General features: G+C 64.0%; 11 protein-coding genes, 4 pseudogenes and 1 riboswitch. Of the genes and pseudogenes, 4 read left to right on the forward strand and 11 right to left on the reverse strand.

Going from position 1 to position 19,201, the window contains the following annotated elements; genetic code table 11:
• Positions 1-75: 75 nt before the first annotated feature.
• From ABYF38_RS00635 to fmt, 5 genes are all read right to left on the reverse strand, one after another.
• Positions 76-1,125 (reverse strand): ABC transporter substrate-binding protein, encoded by a 1,050-nt coding sequence (locus ABYF38_RS00635; protein WP_371152206.1) that lies wholly within the window; start codon positions 1,123-1,125, stop codon positions 76-78.
• A complete protein-coding gene (locus ABYF38_RS00640; protein ID WP_371152207.1) occupies positions 1,122-1,883 on the reverse strand; it encodes an ABC transporter permease in 762 nt (253 codons plus the stop codon). Before ABYF38_RS00640 ends, ABYF38_RS00635 begins: the two co-directional genes overlap by 4 nt.
• A gap of 98 nt (positions 1,884-1,981) precedes the next feature.
• A riboswitch (FMN riboswitch) is annotated at positions 1,982-2,104 on the reverse strand.
• A gap of 88 nt (positions 2,105-2,192) precedes the next feature.
• Positions 2,193-2,855 carry a ribulose-phosphate 3-epimerase gene (gene rpe, locus ABYF38_RS00645; protein ID WP_371152208.1) on the reverse strand — a complete coding sequence of 221 codons (663 nt, stop codon included), beginning with the start codon at positions 2,853-2,855 and terminating at the stop codon, positions 2,193-2,195.
• Complete coding sequence (locus tag ABYF38_RS00650) at positions 2,852-4,561, reverse strand: RsmB/NOP family class I SAM-dependent RNA methyltransferase (RefSeq protein ID WP_371152209.1); 1,710 nt, start codon at positions 4,559-4,561, stop codon at positions 2,852-2,854. The genes rpe and ABYF38_RS00650 overlap by 4 nt, the downstream gene beginning before the upstream one ends.
• Before the next feature lie 11 nt (positions 4,562-4,572).
• Positions 4,573-5,514, reverse strand: a complete 942-nt coding sequence (gene fmt, locus ABYF38_RS00655) for a methionyl-tRNA formyltransferase (RefSeq protein WP_371152210.1) — start codon at positions 5,512-5,514, stop codon at positions 4,573-4,575.
• Positions 5,515-5,807: 293 nt separating this feature from the next.
• On the opposite strand from fmt, the gene ABYF38_RS00660 reads away from it, so the two are divergent.
• From ABYF38_RS00660 to ABYF38_RS00670, 3 genes and pseudogenes are all read left to right on the forward strand, one after another.
• Positions 5,808-6,968: an ion transporter gene (locus ABYF38_RS00660; protein WP_371152211.1), complete on the forward strand. Its 1,161-nt coding sequence runs from the start codon at positions 5,808-5,810 to the stop codon at positions 6,966-6,968.
• A 422-nt stretch (positions 6,969-7,390) separates the two neighbouring features.
• Positions 7,391-7,813 (forward strand): annotated as a pseudogene (locus tag ABYF38_RS00665) (transposase); the annotation flags it as partial.
• Positions 7,814-8,205: 392 nt separating this feature from the next.
• On the forward strand, positions 8,206-10,344 hold the full coding sequence (locus ABYF38_RS00670) for a P-loop NTPase fold protein (protein WP_371152212.1): 2,139 nt from the start codon (positions 8,206-8,208) through the stop codon (positions 10,342-10,344).
• Positions 10,345-10,559: 215 nt separating this feature from the next.
• Here the strand turns inward: ABYF38_RS00670 and ABYF38_RS00675 are convergent.
• From ABYF38_RS00675 to ABYF38_RS00685, 3 genes and pseudogenes are all read right to left on the reverse strand, one after another.
• A pseudogene (locus ABYF38_RS00675) lies at positions 10,560-12,003 on the reverse strand (IS1634 family transposase).
• 182 nt (positions 12,004-12,185) lie between these two features.
• A pseudogene (locus ABYF38_RS00680) lies at positions 12,186-12,349 on the reverse strand (transposase); the annotation flags it as partial.
• A gap of 27 nt (positions 12,350-12,376) precedes the next feature.
• Positions 12,377-14,482: a primosomal protein N' gene (locus tag ABYF38_RS00685; RefSeq protein WP_371152213.1), complete on the reverse strand. Its 2,106-nt coding sequence runs from the start codon at positions 14,480-14,482 to the stop codon at positions 12,377-12,379.
• Between the two features lie 249 nt (positions 14,483-14,731).
• On the opposite strand from ABYF38_RS00685, the gene ABYF38_RS00690 reads away from it, so the two are divergent.
• Positions 14,732-15,577, forward strand: coding sequence for an alpha/beta fold hydrolase (locus ABYF38_RS00690; RefSeq protein ID WP_371152214.1), 846 nt, complete (start codon positions 14,732-14,734; stop codon positions 15,575-15,577).
• Positions 15,578-15,629: 52 nt separating this feature from the next.
• Here ABYF38_RS00690 and ABYF38_RS00695 read toward each other — a convergent pair.
• From ABYF38_RS00695 to ABYF38_RS00705, 3 genes and pseudogenes are all read right to left on the reverse strand, one after another.
• Positions 15,630-16,932: pseudogene (locus tag ABYF38_RS00695) on the reverse strand (ISL3 family transposase).
• Positions 16,933-17,264: 332 nt separating this feature from the next.
• The gene (locus tag ABYF38_RS00700) at positions 17,265-17,864 is read right to left on the reverse strand and encodes an RloB family protein (RefSeq protein ID WP_371152215.1); all 600 of its coding nucleotides are present in this window, start codon (positions 17,862-17,864) and stop codon (positions 17,265-17,267) included.
• A gap of 1 nt (position 17,865) precedes the next feature.
• The gene (locus tag ABYF38_RS00705; protein ID WP_371152216.1) at positions 17,866-19,173 is read right to left on the reverse strand and encodes an AAA family ATPase; all 1,308 of its coding nucleotides are present in this window, start codon (positions 19,171-19,173) and stop codon (positions 17,866-17,868) included.
• Positions 19,174-19,201 lie beyond the last annotated feature (28 nt).

The raw sequence follows: 19,201 nt of genomic DNA on the forward strand, positions 1-19,201 counted from the left end.
CCAATGACTTGCCCCTGTGGCATCCCGAGCGCTCGGCTCGGGGTGCCACAGGGGCAGGGGTGTTATGGGGCAGGGCTAGTCGGCCAGGAGGGACCCGGCCGTGACCTCCCCCTTGAGTACGCCGGCGGACTCCAGCGCCTCCAGCATGGCCGCCACGCTGGTGACGGTGATGTACTCCGAGCCGCGTACACCGCCCAGGCCGTCGTCCTTGGCCGGGTCGAATCCGGTCCACAGCGGCACGGTGGCGCTCAGGGTGGCCAAGGCACCGGCCTCGGCCTCATCGTTCAGGTCCGGCACGAACTCCTTGGCCACGGCCAGGGCTTCTTCTCCTCCGGCCTCGAGGCTGGCGACGGTGGCGTCAATACCGTCCTGCAGCGCCAGGGCGGCGGCGCGGATGCCCTCCGGGTTCTTCTCCAGCGCGGCGCGCGAGGTGACGATCGCGGCGCCCAGCAGGTCGGTGTGCCCGATCGGCACCACGCGCACCTGCACGCCCTGCGCGGCGGCCTGCACCGGCTCGTTGTTGACGAATCCGATCACCGCGTCCACGTGCCCGGCGGCCAGGGCGGCCACCTGCGTGTAGCCGATCGACTGCACATCAACCTCGCTGCGGGTCAGGCCGGCCTGCGCCAGCGCCCCCTCCAGGGCGTAGAGGTTCTCCCCGTACTCGCCCGGGATGCCCACGCTGTGCCCCTTCAGGTCCGCCACGCTCTGGATGGGCGAGTCCGCCGGCACGATCAGCACCGCCGGGTAGGCACGGTAGTAGGGGGCAAGGAGTACGACGTCCTGCCCGGCCGCCGCCGCCACTGCGGCCTCCGTCGCGCCGGCCACCACGAGCTGCTCCTCCCCCGCCGCCAGGGCACCGAACAGGTCCTCCTGGGCGCCGTGGTGGCGCAAGCTGGCCTCCACGCCGTGCTCCCGGAAGAAGTCCTTGCTTTCGGCGTAGTAGGCAGGGGTGAACTGGACGTTGGGCACGTAGGTGAGCCCCACGGTCACGGCGGCGCCCTGGCCGCCAGCGCCATCGGGCTTAGCGCTGGGGGCGGCCGGCGGAGCGTCGGCGGAACAGGCCCCGGTAAAGAGGGCGGCTACCAGTGCGGAGGCGACCAGCGCGATCTTGCGTCGCATCATTTGCTCCTTAGTGCGGCGATGGTGGGTGAAAGGTGCTCCAGGATTTGGAGCGCCACGTAGAAGAGGCTGGCCATCACGGCCAGGACCAGGATGGTGGCGAACATGCCTGCGGTGTTGGCGGCCTGGCGCTGGGCGGTCAGCAGCATGCCCATGCCCTTGCCGCCCAGCACGAACTCGCCCACCACAGCGCCGGTGATCGACAGCGGGAAACCTGCGCGCAGGCCGGACATGAAGCCGGGCAGGGCCAGCGGGGCCTGGATGTGGATCAGCAACTGGGCGGGCGTGGTGCCGTCCAGGCGGGCGGCGTCCAGCAGGTCGGGGTCGATGCCGCGCAGCGCGTTCAGGGTGGCAACGAAGATCGGGAAGAACACGATCAGGGCGCACAGCACCACGGTCGGGGTCAGCCCGTATCCCAGCCACACCGCCAGCAGCGGCGCCAGGGCGATGGCGGGAACGGCCTGGGAGGCGGCCAGGTAGGGCGAGAGGGCGGCGTCCGCCCAGCGCCACCGCCAGATCACGTAGGCCAGCGGTGCGGCCACCACCACGGCCGCCGCGCACCCGATCAGGGCGGCGCGCAGGGTCTCCCAGGCGGCCGGCGCGATGGTGCCGGTGAACGAAGCCAAGAGGTGGGTTAGCACGCGCGCCGGGGAGGGAAGCAGGAACGGCGCCACCGCCCCACTACCGGAGGCCCACGCCCAGGCGGCAAGCAGCAGCGCACCCACCGCGATGGGGGCCAGTAGCCTCGTTAGCCGGTTCATCCACGTCCCGTCAGGTCAGGCCCGGGGCGGAGGTAACCAAGCGCGCACGCCTACGGGTAGGCGCGCCTACATAGACGCGCACGCCACGCAGCGTGTCACGCCGTGCTGCCTCCCATCCGGACTTTAACCGTCGGCCTCGGAATTTCACCGAGTCAACCACATAGCGCGGGTCGCGGGCTGTCACCGCCGGCTCGGAGTTTCACCGACCCCGGAGCACGTACGCAGGCGAGTCTAGCAGCCCGCCCCGACCGGCCCGCAGGCGCGCCGGAAAGCGCCCCACCATCCCAGATCGACCACCGACCAGCCAGGTCAGTGCGCGTGGCAGGCGGCCAGGCGGCGCAACTCCTCCACCTCCGCGTAGGCATCCTCGGCCTTGTAGACCGCCGAGCCGGCCACAAACACGTCCGCCCCGGCGCTCGCGGCCCGCTCGATGGTCTGGCGCGAGATGCCGCCGTCCACCTGCAGGGCGATCTCCAGCCCGGAGGCGTTGATGGCGGCGCGGGCGCGCTGGATCTTGGGCAGCATGCAGTCCAAGAACGCCTGCCCGCCAAAGCCCGGCTCCACGGTCATGATGAGCAGCAGGTCGATCTCCGGCAGCAGCTCGATGAAGGGCTCCACCGGGGTGGCCGGCCGCAGCCCCAGCCCGGCCTTGGTGCCCAGGCGGCGCAGCTCGCGGGCCAGGCGGATCGGCGCGGTGGCGGCCTCAGCGTGGAAGGTGACCGACGCGCACCCCACCTCCGCATACCCCGGCGCCCACCGGTCGGGGTCCTGGATCATCAGGTGGGCGTCGATGGGCAGGATGCCGGCGCGCACGGTGGCCTCCACCACCGGCAGCCCCCAGGTGAGGTTGGGGACGAAGTGGTTGTCCATGACGTCCACGTGCGCGTAGTCGGCGTTGCGCACCGCCTCCAGCTGGCCGCGCAGATCCAGCAAGTCAGAGTTCAGGATCGACGGGCTGATCGTGGTCATCACTGCACCTCCAGCAGAGCCAGGAACATTGCGTCAGTGCCGTTCACGTGCGGCCACAGCTGCAGGAACGGGCCCTGCCCGAACTCGGCGGTGAACTGCGGCTCGCCCGCCTCCGCGCCTGCCGCCTTTTCCTGGGCCGGCTGGACCGACGCTGCCGCCCCCTCCGCCTCGCCGGCGTGGCCGTCGGTGTCCGGGCCGGCCTCCTCTGCGGGGGCCGATCCGTCAGCGAGGCCGCTTTCTTCGCCGTCCAGTTGCACGACGTCGCCCTCGCGGCCAGCGGCGGCCGCCACGACAGTTTCGTTTGCAGGCGTGAAGCAGCAGTCCACCTCCTCGTTGGCGCGGCCCGCCTTACCGGTGCCTGCCAGGGAGTCGCTGACGCGACCGAAGGCGAAGTCCTCCCGCCAGGAGGCGACCATGCGGGCCACCTCCACGGCATCGAGCGGCTTTACCAGACCCTTGGCGATGGCCTCCTGGACCACCACGTGCGTCTCCGCCACGTGCGGCGAGCAGGTGGCGTAGCCGACGATCCCGCCGGGGCGGGTGGCCTTGATCGCGGCGGCCAGCAGCTCGCGCTGCAGCGGGGCCAGGTCCGCGATGTCGCGCGGCTGGCGGCGCCACCGGGCCTCCGGGCGGCGGCGCAGCGAGCCCAGGCCAGAGCAGGGTACGTCCACCAGGGTGCGGTCGAAGTAGCCCTCCTTCTCCTCCCCCAGCTCGCGGCCGTCCCCGGTGCGCACCTCCACCCAGTCGGTGGAAGGTCGCACGGACTGGCGCACAAGGTCCGCGCGGTGCGCCGTAACCTCGTTGGCCAGCAGTTCCACACCACGCGCGCCGGCCAGGCCGGCAAGCAGGGCGGTCTTGCCGCCCGGGCCGGCGCACAAGTCCAGCCAACGCTCGTCGGGCCCGTCCAGCGGGGCGCTGGCCAGCACGGCCGCCACCATCTGGGAGCCCTCGTCCTGCACCGCCGCCTCGGCGCCGCGCACCTCGTGCAAGCGGGCCGGGTCACCGCCCGCAATGTTGACCGCGTACGGGGAGATCACCCCGGCGGTGGCGCGGGTGCGCAGCACGCGGGCGGCGGTGCGGGCCAGGTCCACCGGCTCCACCAGGCCCGGGCGGGCCACCAGGCACACCTGCGGGGGCAGATTGTTGGCCTCCAGCAGGGCGTCGATCTCATCGCCCCGCCCGGCCACCTTCAGCGCCTGCGTCAGCGCGCGCACCACCCACTCCGGGTGACTGTGCACCGCGGCGCGGCGCTTGTCGGCCCCCTCGGTGGCCTCCAGCAGCTCGTCCCACTCCTGCGGGGAGCGCTCCGAGAGCCGGCGCAGCACCGCGTTGATCATCTTGGCCGGACCATCACTGGTCACCTGCCGCGCCAACGCCACGGTCTCCCCCACCGCCGCGTACGGGGCGATGCGCAGCGTGAGCAGCTGGTGGGCGCCCAGGCGCAGCAGCACGGCCACGGCCGGATCCAGCTGGTCCAGTGGGCGGGTGGCGCTGCGGGCGATGATCGAGTCGTACTTGCCCTGCATACGCAGCGTGCCGTAGGTCAGCTCCGTGGCGAAGGCAGCGTCCAGCGGGCGCAAGCCACGCTCCCGCAAGATCGCAGGCAGCACCAGGTTGGCGTAGGCATCATCCGTGGCCACCTGCATGAGCGCGGTGTAGGCCGCATGCCGCGCCGGGTCAAAGACGCGGCGCTTCTTCACGTAATTCACTGCGGTTCCCTCTACTCCGTTACGCCCAACAGTTCTTCCGGCGCCGGGCGCGCCCCGCGCGCCCAGCTAGCCGCATCCATCCAGCCCTTACCCGCCGGGGCCACCTGCCCCAGCCGCACCGCGCCGCTCCCGGTGCCCACGAACACGTCCTTCTTAGTGGCCAAAACCTGCCCCGGTGCGAGCCCGGCCGCCTCCGGCCCCGCCGCCACACTCACCGGCCCCAGCTTCAGGCGGGCCTGACGGAACGTCGTCCACGCCCCCGGCGCCGGGGTGACGCCGCGAATCAGGCGGTCGATTGCAAAGGCAGGAGTGGTGAAGGAAACGAAGGCGTCAGCCACCTCCAGGCGCGAGGCCAGGCTCACACCCTCCACCTCCTGCGGGCGGGCCACCACCTGACCGGCCTCGATCCCGGCCAGGACTCGCAGCAAAAGCTCACTGCCCACGTGAGAAAGCGCCTCCAGCGCCTGCCCCGCCGTCTCCTCGCTGCCGAAGGCGTAGGTGGCCGTACCGAAGACCGGCCCGGTGTCCAGGCCCTGCTCGATGCGGAAAACGCTCACGCCACCCAGCTCGTCGCCAGCCATGATCGCCCGCTGCACCGGCGCCGCCCCGCGCCAGGCCGGCAGCAGGGAGAAGTGCACGTTCAGCCAACCGTGCTTGGCGGCGTCCAGCAGGCTGGGCGGCACCAGCAGGCCGTAGGCCACCGTGATGATCGCGTCGGCACCAAAGGCACGGATCTGGGCTGCTACGTCCTCATCCCGCAGCGTTGCCGGCGTCAGCACCGGCAGGTTCGCGGCGCGCGCGGCCTCCTCCACCGGAGACGGGCGCAGCGTGCGGCCACGCCCCGAACGGGCAGGGGCGCGGGTGAGCACACCCACGACCTCGTGCTCCGAATCCAGCAGGGCCGCCAGGGCAGGAACCGCCACCTCCGGGGTGCCGGCAAAGAGAAGACGCATGGAGCCAAGTTTAGGCGGTCAAAGGCGGGCGGGGTTTGTTGCGGCCCGGGCGGGGCCGGCGCGTAGGCGCGGGAGCGGGTGGGTCTCGGTGAGGGAGGGGGCTTGCGCTGTTGAGGGAGCGGGCGGGTTTGTTGCGACTCAGGCGGTGCCGGTGCGGTGGCTTTCTGTAGGTGACGGCGAAGTTGACGGCGCAGGGCTCAACGTGGCGTTGACGCGGCGGCGGCGCGTCTGTTGAGGAAACTAGGGTCGTGGCTGAGCGATTGTGCACGCTGCGTGCCCTTATCATCGCGTCCATGCGTCCTTACATCACTGCCTCCGCCCAGGCCGCCGGTGCCGGTGACCGCCCCGAGCGATCCGAGCGGGAGTCGCGCGACGAAAGGGAGGCGCGCAACGGTGCCGCCACCGCCCCTGGTCCCGATCCCGCCGCAGGCTTCGACCCCATGGCCGCCGACCTCATGCAGCTGCCCGCCCCCACCACCGCGTTGAACCGACTGCGCCGCAAGGTGGGCCGCGTGGTGCTCTCCACCGCCGCGCAGACCGCCGTGCTGGTGGTGATCATCCTGAACGCGATCACGATGGGCCTGGAGACCTCCGACTCGATCATGGCCAACTGGGGCGGCACCCTGCACCTGCTCAACCAGGTGGCGATGACGATCTTCATCGTGGAGTTGGCGCTCAAGCTGTTCGCGCTGGGGCCGCGCTTCTTCCGCGACGGCTGGAACATCTTCGACTTCGTGGTGGTGGCGATCGCGCTGGCGCCGGCCACCGGCCAGTTCGCGGTGCTGCGTGCACTGCGCGTGATGCGCGTGATGCGCCTGATCAACCGCATGCCCCAGCTGCGCCGCATCGCCACCGCGTTGGTGCAGGCCATCCCCGGCATCGGCGCCATCGCGGGTTTGATGGGCATCGTGTTCTACGTGGCCGCCGTGATGGCGACCATGATGTACGGCGACAACTTCCCAGAGTGGTTCGGCACCGTGGGTGCCTCCCTGTACTCGCTGTTCCAGATCATGACGCTGGAGTCCTGGAGCGCCGGCATCGTCCGGCCCGTGATGGAGGTCCACCCCAACGCCTGGATCTTCTTTGTCACCTACATCCTGGTCTCGGCGTTCGTGATGCTGAACCTGTTCGTCGCGGTGATCGTGGATGCGATGTCCTCGCTCTCCTCCACCGACCCGGGCACCATCAAGTCCCCCGCCCCCGTGCCCGACGCCGAGCCCATGCGCGAGGACTTCTTCTCCACCGGCAGCGAGGTGCGCGAGCTGCGCGCCGAGGTAGCCGCCCTGCGCGGCCTGCTGGAGCAGGCGATAGCGGTCTCCGCCGCGGCCGGTGGTGGCGCGGGTGCCGCCGGCGCGAGTGGTGTCCCTGCCTCAAACGCCGAGTTGGACGACGCTCCGCCCGCCGCAGCGCTCAACACCGCCGCAGCCAGCGATGGCGAGGACGCCGAGGCCTAGAGTTTCGAGAAGCACATTCTCCCTGTCTTCTTAAATGCGTCACGCACGGGCTGTAGAGCGCGGTTACCAGTTGCTCACTAGGCTCGCCACAATCGCGTTCGCTCCATCACAATAGATCGCTTAGCTCTAAGGCCCGGGGGCTGAACTCCTGCGCGCTTCAAGGGCTTGAACCTCCCCGCCGCAAGGAAGACATAGCTGGCCGAGAGACAGTCAGCCCTTCCACCGACCAGGCCACAGCTCGCTGACCCTCTCATGCCTGGCTGCCTCGGCGATAGTCTTCTCTCCGGCCAGGACACTCAACACAATCCTGGCATACTTCACCGGAATCACTGGTGGTCTTCCCGTGACGGGCTCTCCTTCAAGACCTACATAACGGCCCTGCCACTACGTCTGACGCGGGACACTACTCAGTGTGCTGACTCTTGCGCACCGGGTGTGATCTGCTTGCCCCCAGGCAACTGGAGGGTCTCAACACCTTGTTCGATTCCGACGACCACGCTGCCGTGGAAGTCACCTGGAGCCTCTATCAACATACAGGGGCTGCTTACCGCACCAGCAAGCCCGGCCTGGGCAAAGCACTCATGGTCAAGGTCATCAGCTCCATAGCCCGCAGTGTTCCAGCCGTCTTACCAGAACTGGCCAAACTAGGAAGAACGTTGAACAAGCGCCGCTTGGACATCCTGGCCTTCTTCGACCACACCAGGACCAGCAACCGCCCAACCGAAGCACTCAACGGCCGCCTGGAACACCTACGCGGCACCGCGCTGGGCTTTCGAAACCTCGCCAACTACATCCGCAGAGCAGTCCTAGACACCGGAGGATTCAGACCCCAACTCCACCGATGATTGGGAAGAGCCACATAAGGCGTCCCGGTGTCACGCATAATGCCCAGACTGCCAAACCGGCCGCACCGGCCGCCAGGCTCGACCGCCTTACACCCCATGACCGCACACTTAGGCTTGTTGAATTGCCCGATGGCCAAAGGCTCAAGAAACTCCAACACAGAAAGAATAGTCAGATCAGGCGCGGTCAAGGTAGCGTTAGACACATCGAGATCTTCGAATGGATGGGGCGACAACTCCCATCATCGGAAGCCTATGACCCCCATCTGCACACCAGCACCCCGCTCCTCAGGTCACACCACCACTACACCCAGTTTCTTTGGAACCGGCTCACGCCTCTCCCATTCAGAATGACCAGGAATACCGCCATGCTTTGGGAAAGAATCATCACAAATGTGACGACTAGGCTCACTCAAGCCATTTTGCCTACCATCGACGAGCGCTGGACATTCGACTATGCGACTGCCATAGAATTTACCAAGACAACACTCGCAACACTTGGTGACGATAATAGCGAGCAGGCTCCATACGACGACTTTGTAAAGAGCCTATACGAAACAAACCCTGAACCGTTTGATGAAGTGTGCAAAAGACAGGTAGCGCATTTCGAACAGCTCATGAAGTCAGCCATTTCGAGTTCCAAGACACGCCTATTGCGAAAAATCCTCGCAAGTTTGCGCGTCTACCTATCCTTCACACTCGGAAACATCGTTGGAGGAGTGATAGGCATTTACTGGCTAGACGGTTTTGCAGGCCCGACAACTAAAGCAATCGAGGCTGCGACATTTATACAACTCATCTCGATTCCCGTTCTCATATCCGCCCCCATCTCGCACTACAAAAGCGAAAGGCGCGAGCTGGCAGACCGCTTGGTTACAATGAGGAAGGAGGTACAAGAGGATGCAGCATCCGAGATCAAAGCCATAGCAAATTTGAAGATCGCCGAAGCCAGCAAGCATGTCGGCAGAATCCCAGTTTCGGCGAAATCGCTACATTTAGTAGATTTTGTCGAGCAAGGAATCGTAGAAACGGACACCATAAAAAACATTACTCACTTCGTAGAAGCGCATAGAACTGCAAGCGTCGGAATTGCAGGCAGGAGAGGCAGCGGGAAGACCACGGCAATCCGATACCTGACCAAGTCTTTCACCCAAAAAGGCTGGACGGTTTTGACCATTCCACTTCCGGTACGCTATGAGCCGCTGCAGATTATCGCAACTACTTATAGAGAGTTCATTAAGTCCGCCTTGACTCACATTCCCTCGAATCACTCCAAAGGATTAACCAGAACAAGAATCTTACTACTTCTGATGTGGGCAACATACTTCTTTGGATTCACTAGCTTCATCCCACCTTCTGCGATCGAGGTGCAAATAAACGCACTTGGGGTACAGAATCAAATACCTTTCTTCTTCTCTCTAGCATTTGGCGTAGCTACACTTTTATGGATCTTCTTTTCACAACTTGCGAAAAGGCGACAATCACGCAGCAAGAGGCGAAAGGATATAAACCAAACGCTAGCTTTCCGCTCTGCCCTGTTACGAGCTGAAGAGATGCTCCAGTTCACATCGGAAAGGGAGACAGGCTCGGGACTGAAATTTTCTCCTGTTTTCGCTCAGATGCTTCAGTTCGAGGGGTCGACCAAGCGACGTCTAACAGAGCGACCATGGGATACCCTAAGTGCACTCGTTTCTTTTCGAGAGTCTATTACCCGCTATCTAGAGCTAGGCCTCACAGAGGGCTTGCTCATTTGCTTGGACGAGCTCGATAAGCTGGAAGGCCCAGAAAGTGTCAAGTTGCTATTAGGCGACCTCAAAGACTTGATGCATATACCTAACTGCCATTTCATAGTCTCGGTTTCAGACGACGCCTTAGCGGAGTTCTCATTGCGCGGCATCGACGCGAGGACTGTCTTCGATAGTTCGCTCGACACAATTTTCGAGCTCCATCCTTTAACTCTTGCCGAATCCGAGCTGGTTCTCCTTGGTAGAACTTCAGGATTTCCATTGCCCCTAGTTTCACTCTGTCACATGCTCTCTTGCGGAAATTCTCGCGACCTCCTGAGAAACGCCAGGGCTTGCGTGAGCGCAATTGGCGAAATGCAGGCCTCCCGAAACAAGCCCGACGACAATCCAAAATTGTTTTCCTCCGACGAAAAGGAGTTGGACACGATCAAAACCATTGCTCGCACCGTAATATACAAGGAACTTCAATCTGTCCTCCGTTCCAGTTTCAGCCGGGCAGCCGGCAGTTGGCCAGCTTGCCACCAGACATTGAAGAATGTGTTGATACATTCAACCGCCTCCGACCAACAGCTTTTTACCGTTCTCGACGAGCTTAAGAGCAATCCAGAGTTTAACGAAGTGCTTGGACTAGACTTGAATGCTTATGCCGCATTCCTCCACTCCACTTTCACGACCTACTGCAAGTCTCAAACCTATTCAGCGTGGCTGAAGGAAGTCGACTCTGCAGAATTTCGCGCTAATGTAAAGTTTCTTGTCCTCCACGAGCAACTCCGCCGCAAATTTCTTTAATGGTTGGTCGCAGATAACACGTAGGGACAGCCCCGTCATGTAGGTCTTGAAGGAGAACCAGGCAAGGGATAACTACCAGTAACTTTGGTGGCTTTTCCCAATTAACGGTGTAGTTGGGGTTTGAATCCGTCTGTCTCAAGCAGGCTGTGGGTGATGTAGTTGGTCAGGTTACGAAAGCAGAGTGCTGAGCCGCGTAGGTCCTGACTTGGACCTCTTTAGTAACCAGGTAGGTGGTTGAGGATGGCGTGGGCGTCTGGGCCCGGGTCGGGTTGTGCGGTGACTTCGTGTCCGGCGATTTCGATGGTGACCTCCCGCAGGGGGCGTAGTGTGCGCACGATCTTCTTGATTGACACGCCGGTTACTGCCTGGAGGTGACGGGCGATGGCTAACGCGGTGTAGACGATGGTGAGGTGGGCCTCGATTGACTCGCGGACGTGGTGGAACATGGGCCGGGCAGATAGGTCGGTCTTGGCCATACGGAAGGACTGTTCCACGTGCCACAACTGGTGGTACTGGTTGATCACGCCCGCGCCGTCCAGCACGGTGGTTGGGATGTTGGTGACGTAGCCCTTGAGGCCGGCCAGGTCTCGCGCTTTTTGAATAGCGGCCTCATCCAGGCGTGTCTGGGTGCCCGTCTTCTTCAGGAATCGGGCTGTTTTCGGGCGGGTCTGGCCAGCCAGAATCGCCCTGGCACGGTTCTCCTGGGCGGTGATTGTGGTGTTATCACGCACAAACCGTTTGCGCGAGTACTGGTAGACCACCCTGCGGGTTTTGCTCCCCATTCGTGTCGTTGTCTCCACGATCTGCCCGTCGGTCATGAACGTGCCGTGGCTGTGGAAGTGGCCGGCCAGGTCATGGGGAGCCTTGGCGATACGGGAACCAACAATGAAGCCGTAACCCGCCTCTTCCAAGGCATCCAGGTTGGCTGCGCAGAGCATGCCTGCATCGGCAACCACGACAAGGTCTTTGACCCCGTGCAGAGCACGCATTTCCTGCAAGACCGGTAAGAGCGTGCGGGTTTTTGCCCTGTTGCCCTCGAAACAGCCAATCTGCAACGGGAACCCAGTGGAGTCAACGAGCAAGCCGACCACGACTTGCGGGTCCACGCGGCGTTCCTTGCAAGTAGCCGACCTTGCGTAGCTCGTCTTCCTTCGGGGCCTCGAAATACAAGGTCGTCACGTGATACAAACACAGAGCCAGAGTGCCGCGCGCCAACGCGTGCTGGTAGCAGGCCTTGGCGATCTTGCCGCGGTAATCACGTTCCTGACAGCGCTTGAGTGCACGTTTGATCGTGGAGCGATGCGGGGCACCAATCCCCAACTCCTCCAGGATCCGGATCGTTTCTACCTTTGAGGCCGGCTCGACCAGCCGGGCCAACACGAGCTGGCGAAATGCTTCGTCGCCCACCACCGAAAATCCCAGGCGGTACCACGCCTGTTCCAATACACCCCACAACAAACGTGAGGCCTGGCCTTTAACTACCGGCGCTGCCAGCCAGGTGCCCTGACGCTCAGGGGTACAAACACCATCCAGATCGAGTTCTGCTTGGCCGGCGTGCATGCGTTCGTGTGCCAGGCGGACCAGCACGGCCAGTTCAGCCTCGTTGTGAGCCGAGCCCAGGTGTGCCAAGACGACCTGACGGCCATGCTCCTTGGCCATGATCTGCACGGCCACAGCCCCCGAGGACGTCCTCACCTTTCGAACATACGGGCTCACCACAGCGATTCTACCCAGCCGCTAGTAACCCGCACTCCCACCAAGACGCCCGGAAACACAACAAAAACACCCCACCCACACCCCAAAAACACCACCAGAGGTCCAAGTCAGGTGGCTTTTCCCAATTAACGGTGTAGTTGGGGTTTGAATCCGTCTGTCTCAAGCAGGCTGTGGGTGATGTAGTTGGTCAGGTTACGAAAGCAGAGTGCTGAGCCGCGTAGGTGTTCCAGCGTCCGTTGAGTGCTTCGATGGGGCCGTTGCTGGTCCTAGGATGGTTGAAATAGGCCAGATGTGACTGCCCCGGTGTTGAGTGTCGCTACCAGAGCTCGGCCGGGTCTAGGCGGATTTGGAGCGGTTGGCGCTTGGCCGAGCGCAGGCCCGCCAGGTCCAGCAGGGCGCGCGATAGCGCGCCCCCGCGCGCCAACGGCGCGCGGACTATCGCGCGCGCCCAGCCGTCCTCGTGATCGAAAGGCCCCAGCAGCTCGGCCCCCTCGGGCAGCTTGAGCTGGGCCAACGCGCCACGCAGCTCGCGCGCCTCCGCGCTCAGCAACGCCATCCGCACCGCCGGCGGGTAGGCCAACTCCACCCGCTCAGCCAGCTGAGCGGACGCGAACCCCACCGGGTCCCACCGCACCAACGCCTGGTTCAAGTTCTGCGGCGCCCCGGCCGTGAGCAACACCTGCCCGTCCGGAGCCGCCAGGCTCGCCGCCGCCAGCCAACGCCGCAGCGCCTCCCCCGGCGCCCACAGCTCCGGACGCGCCGCGATCATGGTCGGGTCCAGCAACACCACGGCCCGGTATCCGCCCTCCGCGCGCGGCTCCGCCCCCGGCGTGGCCACCACCAACCGGGGCCGGGCATCCACCGCCTCCACCACGCCACCGTCACTGCGCGAACCAGAGATCAGCACCGGCACGTTCGGAAAAGCACGCCCCAGCTCCTCCCCCAGCCGGTTCACGCCGATCCGCCCCGCGCGCAGCCGCACGTGCCCGCACTTGGCGCACGTAAAGCGCTGCGGCTGATCGCACCAGGCACAGCGCGGCTCTGGCACGCCTGCGGGCAGGCGCAGCGGTCCCTCGCACCTACCACACCGCGCCGGCGCCTCACACGAGTCGCAAAGCAACGCCTCCACGTACCCGGCCCGATTGGCCACCACCAGAACCGGGCCCGTTTGCAGGCCGTGCGCCACCACCGCGTGGGCAGGCGGCGGGACGCGGGAGTGGCCCGCCTTGCCGTCACGCGCCTGATCCACCTCATCGAGCGCCCGCACCCGGGCCGTGCGGGCGCGCCGCTCCTGCCGGTCCGCCTCCAGGTTCACCGCCCAGCCCTGCTCCACCAGGGACTGTGCCTCCACGCTGCGCGAATACCCGCTCAGCAGCACCGCGCAACCCGCCAGGCCCGCCCGCTGCGCCAGCACCGTGCGCGTGTTCCAGTAGGGGGCGGAAGGGTCCTGGTAGTGGTCATCGCCGTCGTCCCACTGCGCCAGCAGGCCCAGGTTTTGCACCGGCGCGAACACCGCGCCGCGCAGCCCGAACACCAGCCGGGACTTGCCCAGCAGGATTCGCATGAACATGCCGTAGCGCTGCTCGGAGGGTCCTTCCTGCCACAGCTCCGGTTCCTCCAGGCCCCGATACAGCTGCGCCCACGCGCTCGCCGCCTCCTGCAGCAGCCGCGTGGTGGGCAGGCAAAGGATCACGCCCCGTCCCGCCCGGCGCGCTGCTGCGGCCGCCTCCAGCAGCGGCCGCACCCACCCGGCCTCTAAGTCCGGGCGCGGCAGGGTGCAGTGCACCGCCCGGGGAGCTTCCCCGGCGGCCAGGTGGCGCAGGAACGCCGCCCCGCCCGGGTACTCGCTCAGCCCACCCTCAAGCACCGCAACCGCATCTTCCGCCTGCGCTTCGTCGACCGCCGTGCCTTCCACAGTCGCTACTTCGCCGACCACAGCCCCGGCTTCGCCCGCCCTGGCTAGCTCACCCGCCGCAGCTTCCGCGCCACCCGCAGGCTCCTCGGCGTGCTCCTTTAGTGCCGCCTTTTCCGCGCGGGCGTGGCGGGGCGGGATGGCGTGGCGCAGAACGTCGTCCACTGCACCAGAGTTTCGCAGCGCCACCGCCTGCGCCAACGCCAGCACCTCCGGGGTCAAAACTGGCACTGGGGAGACCACCTTGACCAGCTCGGCCAACCGGTGGTGTTTGGACTCCGTGGCGCGCTCGATCACGTAACCGTCCACTTTGCGCCCGGCCAGCGTGACCACCACGCGCACCCCCGGCTGGGCCTGCGTATCCCATTTCTCCGGCACCAGGTAATCCAGGCTCTGGTTGAGGTGCGGCAGCGGCACCTGCAGCAGCACACGCGCCACCGGCTGGGCCAGACGCGAAGCCACGGGCCCAGGCGGTTCTTCCGGCAGCTCGAAGAGGGAATCTGACGTCAAGACTCCACCTCCTCTCCTGCCTAGGTCACCTTGCGGTCCGTTCGGTGCGGGATTGCTTGCCAGCAGCCTACCGAAGGGCACCCACATCTAATCGCTCGGCCCTCTTTGACCGTGTGCCCTGCGCCTCCCCTGCTTCTGCCCCTCTTTGTCGTTGCCCGCGCCCCAATCTGGGTACCCGGAGTGCTTCCACCCTGACCGGGCCCATAGACTTTGCAGCATATTGTTCCCCGAGCCGAGATGCTGAGAACAGTGCTGATTTTCGAACCCGAAGCCGGATTCGTCCAGACACCAGATGGCCGTGATTTGGGCACGCTTGCGTTGGGCCAGGGCAGGCAGCTGATCGTCCTAGAAGCCGGCCTGGGCATGAGCGCCCGCTACTGGGCTCCCGTGATGCGCCTGCTCTCCCCCACGTACCGCGTGCTTGCCTACGACCGCGCCGGCATCGGCTCCTCCACACCCGATAGCGCCGAGCGCAGCCTGGACCGCCAAAGCGCCGACCTCTCCGCCGTCATTGCCGCGCAAGACTACGACTCACTCACCCTGGTGGGCCACAGCTGGGGCGGGGCGATCGTGCGCAACTGGTGCCAGGCCAACGCCCCTAATCTGGAGCGCGTGCGCGGGATGGTGCTGCTGGATACCACTGACGAGCACCTCATCGAATTCTTCCGCCCCGCCGCCCTGAAGCTCCAGCGCGTCGCCATCCGCGTGCTGGGATACCTGGGGCTACTTCCCCTACTTGTCGGCCCGCTGCTCAAAGCCCTGAACCCGGCGGACCAGTTTGTGGCGCTGCGTGCCTCTACCACTTTCGCCGCCGCCCGGGAATTTGCCGCCGAGCTGCGAAGCCTGCGCAACGGCCTGGAGCAACTGGCCCGCCACCAGGCCGAGCAGCCGAACGTGCGCACGCTCCTCATCACCGCCGGCGCCACTATGCAGGGCGAGTCCGCCCACACCCGCGACGCCATCAACGTCGCCCACCTAGAGGCCGCGCTCAAACACCCCAATGCGGAGCTGCGCACTGCGGCCGGCGCCACCCACAACATGCCGATCTCTAGCCCGGAGCTGGTGGCGGGCGCCATCCGCGAGATCGCTGGTTAAACCGCCAGGCCGGGCGGGGCGTCGGCCGCCTCCCCAAACCGGCTCTTCCCATTTAAGGGTGTAGTTGGGGTTTGAATCCGCCTGCTTCGAGCAGGCTGCGGGTGATGTAGTTGGTCAGGTTGCGAAAGCCGAGTGCTGAGCCGCGTAGGTGTTCCAGGCGTCCGTTGAGTGCTTCGGTGGGGCCGTTGCTGGTCCTGGGATGGTCGAAGTAGGCCAGGATGTCACCGGCGCGTTTCTTCAGCGTTCGCCCCAGGGTGATGACCTCGCTCAGGGCGGCAGGTACGCCGCTAGAGATCGCGGTGATCAGTTCTTGCATGAGTCTTTTGCCCTTGGCCCGCTCGGGCTGACGGTAAGCGGCCACCATCTTCTGGTACACACCCCAGGTGACCTCGACTTGGGCATGGTCATCGTTGGCGAAGAGCGCGTCTAAACGCTTGCGCTGGGCAGGGGTGAGCAGGTCGCTACCGGTGTGCAGAGTACGGCGGGCCTTGTACAGGGGATCATCAGCCCGTCCCCGCCGTCCATGTAGTTCTTGCTGAACACGCCGACGACACTCATCGAGGGCCTGGCCTGCCAGGCGTACTACGTGGAAGGGATCGAGCACGGCCCTGGCCTGGGGCATTTCCTCGGTGGTGGCGGTTTTAAACCCGCTAAAACCGTCCATCGCGACCACTTCCACGCCATCTCTCCATGCTCGGGGCTGCTGGGCCAGCCAGCCCTTGAAAGCCTGCTTGGAGCGGCCCTGGACCATGGCGAGTAGCCGGGCAGGGCCAGTGCCATCCTTGACGGGGGTAAAGGTCGATGACCACGGTTACGTACTTGTCACCTGCGCGAGTATGGCGCCAAACATGCTCATCCACGCCGATAACTCTGACTCCTTCAAGCCGGACGGGGTCGTTGATCAAGAGGCGCTGTCCTTCGGCCAGCACAGCATCGTTGGCGGTGTCCCAAGCCACGGACAGGCCCTGAGCGATGCGGGATACGCTCAGGTGTTGACACACCAAGGCTTCCAACGCCCAACGCACCGCACGCCTCGATAGGCGTGCCCTGGGCTCAGCTGCCAGGTCCATGTTCTAACGCCATACGTGTGCGCATTCCTGGCAGCGGTAACGACGCACTCGCACTTCCAGTGTGGTGGGACGCCACCCAAAGGGCTCGTGAGCCAGCCGGCGCTTGACCGTGTCACGTGCCAGGCCTTGACATCCACACCGCCCACACCAGTCATCAGGCTCGACCAGGCGGCATTCCAGTATCGCCCGCTCAGGCTCGACACGCTGGCCAGTAACGACAAGACCAAGCTCGTCCAAGCCAGCAAAAGTAGTCAGATCAGGCGCGACGAAGGTAGCGTTGGACACGTTGAGGTCTTTCGTGTGGGCGGTGTGATGACTCCCATCATCGGAAGACCTCAACCCCTACCCACACACCAACACACCCTCCCCTGGATCACACCACCAATACACCCTCAATTGGGAAGAGCCCCCAAACCGGTCGACTGGCAACGTCGGCCAATTTCCGCCGCATGCCGCGTGAACGACGTCGGCCACCCGCCGCCCACAAATCCACGCCGCCGCCCCAACGCGAACCGCCAGGCGGGACAAAAGAGGGCGGGCGCCCCGCACCCGAGTGCCAGGCGCCCGCCCTCAGTCAGACCGGTCAGAGGCCGGCCGCGGCGCGCAACTCCTCCACATTAAGGAATTGGCTGCTTCACGAGTCCTAGCTCTCGGACCAGATGCGGCATCCCGGTGGATGGAGACGGCCCTTGCTCATTTTCACCTGGCTGTTCTTCTCCAACTAGCCGACACCGATCAACAGCTTCACCAACTTTATCAAAGGGAAAATCATCCGGAATCGCTTTTCGAGACTTTTCAGACACGCCCGCAACGCTCGAATAGTGCACTTGCACGTCCCGTTGACAAACATACCTTTTGACACGTTCATAGTGAGCAACGAGCCATACTTCAAAGCACGGTCGCGATACGACCCCCACCACTGGAGGCATTCTTCGCCTCTGATAGACACAAGCAGATAAGAACTCTTTGCGATCCACACCATCATGATCGACCACTATCCACACTGACGAATAAGTCGAATAGTCACCCCTCTGAATTACACCAAGAAGCCCATCTGGATCAAGATTCTTGAATTTCACCGTCAACGACACGCCCCCAGTGGCCACAAATTTCTTGAGCCGCTCAAAGTAATCACGCTCAGTTCTTTGCCCATTAGTCAAAACCAAAACGGGCTTAGCCTCTACGCGCCTTACCGGACGCTGACGGCGCCGCGCCAACTTATCTCACCCCTCTGTTCAGATCACTCAACAGCCGGTGGACACCTGAGACACTAACTGACGGGACAGCACCATATGCGCCCGCAACATAACGCCGGAACTTATTTGTACCCACTCTATTTGAGCCAAAGTCGGCAATTGAATATAGCTCACTTGCCCCGGTGGGAGACTTACTGGTCAACCAGACCTCTTTAGACTCAAGAAGCTGGATTGGCGAGTTATCAAGCAGAGAGATGTCATGAGTAGAGAAGATGAGCTGCGCCCCCCTCACGTTGAGAGTCTCATCCTTGAACAGCTCAACTAGAGCACCAGTCAGAGCTGGATGCAGGCTTGCGTCCAACTCATCTATGACTACTACACCCCCCATTCCCAATGTCGTAACCGCAGGGCCAGCAGTAGCCAACCAGGTGAGTGTTCCGGCGGATTGATCGCCAACATACAAACGACGCTCTTTCCCATCTGCGCCTTGGTGGAAAAACACAAGCGCGCGCCGCATTTGCATCAGAAGCGATTCAGGTATGTCCAGCTCCCGCCCCTCCACGGATGAAAAAAGTCGGCGCATTCGCTCAATACCCTCTTTGGATACCTCTCGCTCCTCAATCTCGATTCTATTAACACCTAGGTCCGCCATTTTCACAACTTCGGAGAAAAGGCGTTTCCAATACTTTCCGCCGGAAGCAAGGAGTTGAATTACCCACTGAAGCCTTGCATCTTTTTCGTCATCATCATGATGAATGAAGCGAATCATCGAGAATGCCTGAGCGATGGGCGCCAACTCAAAATGCTCGTACCGAAGTGCGGTAGCTAAGAACAGTTCGCGGGAAGTAGTAATCTTCTTAACCTGCGCAGTAGCCCCCTTGAGAGCGTCTCCACGTACAACAGAAATCGGCGCATCTGGCCCAGCCTGCTGACGCAGAAATACCCTGTTCCAACCTACAACTACGCGCCGGAGTGACTCGTAGCTAATCCCCCACACGTGCGCGTGGACTTCATATTCATACCGAACGCCGTCATGTACAAACTCGATGCGGTACTCAGTTGGCTCTTCAACATGCGCACCGTCAAATAGGTGCGGCTCAAAGAGCACATCTCGCTCACCAAAGACTGCCCGCGCAAGCGACCAAAGAGCGCGCAGAAGCGTGGACTTGCCGGATGCATTCGGGCCGTAGACTGCGGCGATCCTAGAAGTCACGTCATTCCAGCTCAAGCCGTCCTTTGGCTTGAGCGTGGACAGCGCCGGGCTGGTCATGTCCAGCGTGACTTCATCGCGAAAGCAGCGGAAGTTGCGGACTGAGAATTCGAGAAGCACGCCACCATGCTACCCCGCACAGCCAGCC

This window comes from Buchananella sp. 14KM1171, from assembly GCF_041380365.1.
Taxonomy (GTDB): domain Bacteria; phylum Actinomycetota; class Actinomycetes; order Actinomycetales; family Actinomycetaceae; genus Buchananella; species Buchananella felis.

Coding starts and splice junctions, on each gene's coding strand:
- ABYF38_RS00635 (WP_371152206.1), bottom strand. CDS start 1,125: ATGATGCGACGCAAGATCGCGCTGGTCGCCTCCGCACTGGTAGCCGCC.
- ABYF38_RS00640 (WP_371152207.1), bottom strand. CDS start 1,883: ATGAACCGGCTAACGAGGCTACTGGCCCCCATCGCGGTGGGTGCGCTG.
- fmt (WP_371152210.1), bottom strand. CDS start 5,514: ATGCGTCTTCTCTTTGCCGGCACCCCGGAGGTGGCGGTTCCTGCCCTG.
- ABYF38_RS00660 (WP_371152211.1), top strand. CDS start 5,808: ATGCGTCCTTACATCACTGCCTCCGCCCAGGCCGCCGGTGCCGGTGAC.